General features: G+C 68.5%; 2 protein-coding genes. One reads left to right on the top strand and one right to left on the bottom strand.

Annotation, left to right across the window (positions count from 1 at the left end; all coding sequences use genetic code 11):
* Window positions 1–91 precede the first annotated feature (91 nt).
* Window positions 92–1,129: a LacI family DNA-binding transcriptional regulator gene (locus tag AC3XYG_RS11940; RefSeq protein WP_489140054.1), complete on the bottom strand. Its 1,038-nt coding sequence runs from the start codon at window positions 1,127–1,129 to the stop codon at window positions 92–94.
* A gap of 178 nt (window positions 1,130–1,307) precedes the next feature.
* On the opposite strand from AC3XYG_RS11940, the gene AC3XYG_RS11935 reads away from it, so the two are divergent.
* A partial coding sequence (locus AC3XYG_RS11935; protein WP_489140053.1) for a Gfo/Idh/MocA family protein occupies window positions 1,308–1,757 on the top strand: 450 nt, incomplete at its 3' end.

The following is a 1,757-nucleotide window of genomic DNA, read 5'->3' as shown; positions in this document are numbered from 1 at the left end:
CAAGATCTATTCTACGCTTGTCTTGTTGCCCGATTGCGACCATGAGATTTGTCGCGTTGCGGGCAGTGGCCCCTTGCTGAGCAGCCCGGCCCTAGCGGCCCAGCTTCATGAGGTCGCTTTCGCGCGGCACCAGCTCCAGCGGCCACAGCGCCTGGACCACGCCGCCGCCATAGGCCTCGGCATGGTCGGGCATGGTCGCCAGCAGCGCCTCGGCCAGCCGCACCCCGAGATCGTGCAGCGACAGCCGGAAGCAAGTCAGGGCCGGTGACAGGAAGCGGCTGGCCGGTCTGTCGATCATCCCGCCGATGATAGCGATGTCCCGGCCCGGCCGGATCCCCGCCTCGTTCAGCCGGCGGTAGACGCCGACCGCCATCCGCTCATTGCCCAGCAGCAGCGCGGTCGGCAGGGCGCCGCGCCCGATCAGCACCTCGGCCAAGCGATAGCCGCCGGCCTCGGTCATCTCCTCGGACTGCTCCAGCGCCGGGTCGAAATCGATGCCATGCCGAGCCAGGGCACGGCGATAGCCTTCGAGCAGGACGTGGCCGTGCATCAGGTCGTGTGCGGCATTGCCGAGCGCGATGCGGCGGTGGCCGAACCCGGCCAGCCGGTCGACCGCGACATCCGCCGCCTGTTCGAAATCGAGGTCGAGCCAGGCATGGTCGCCGCCGGACTGGCTGCGGCCCAGCGCGGCAAAAGGGAAACCGCGCTGGATCAGATAGTCGAGCCGCGAGTCGACCCGCCGGGTCCAGGGGATCAGGATGCCGTCGGCCAGGCGGCGTTCGACCACCCGGCGCAGCTGCGCCTCATGGTCGCCGTCCGGCCTGTTCAGCAGCACGATCAGGTCCAGCCCGTGCCGGGCCAGCACCTCCTGCACCCCGTCGAACAGACCGATGAAGAACGGCTCGCCATACAGTTCGGCGCCACTGTAGGTCTGCAGCATGAAGGCGATCGCATTGGTCGCCCCCTGGCGCAGGCTGCGGCCGGACTGGTTCGGCGAATAGCCGAGCTCCGCCGCCGCCGCCAGCACCCGGCGCCGCGTCTCCGGGTTCACGTCGCCGCGACCGTTGAGGGCGCGGGAGACGGTCCCGATCGAAATGTTCAGGTGCTTCGCAAGCTCGCGGATCCCCAAGCGATTCTCTCCCTCCGGCGGCGACAGAGTGCAACCGAACCACCGGGCCACGCCACAAGCCGATTGACAGCCCGAATTGTCCGACATCAATATCACAACGTCTATCGTAAACGTTTACGGCGACACAATCATACGTTCGGCCGAGAAATAGTGGCCGAGACCAGGGGAGCGAAACCAAGTGCGAGTCATCCTCGTCGGATGCGGCGCCATGAGCCGCGCCTGGTTCAGCGCGGCGGCCGAAATCGACGGTCTCGAGATCGTCGGCCTGGTCGACCTGGACCTGGATCGGGCGCGGTCCCGCGCTGCGGAATTCGGGCTGACCCATGCAGAGGTCGGCACCGACCTGCCCGCCCTGCTCGACCGGCTGAAGCCCGATCTGCTGTTCGACGTGGTGGTGCCCGGCGCCCGCCGCGACGTGGCTCTGGCCGGCTTCACCCATGGCTGCCACGTGCTGAGCGAGAAGCCGATGGCCGACAGCATGGCGGCAGCGCGCGACATGGCGGCGGCGGCGAAGGCGGCCGGCCGGGTGCATGCGATCATCCAGAACCGCCGCTACCTCGCCGGCATCCGGCGGATCCGCCGGCTGGTCGAAAGCGGCGCGATCGGCACCCTGACCGGCGTGCATTGC

The organism is Inquilinus sp., assembly GCF_057815775.1.
The sequence above is the reverse complement of the archived record's forward strand: the minus strand, read 5'-3'. Positions and strand labels throughout refer to the sequence as shown.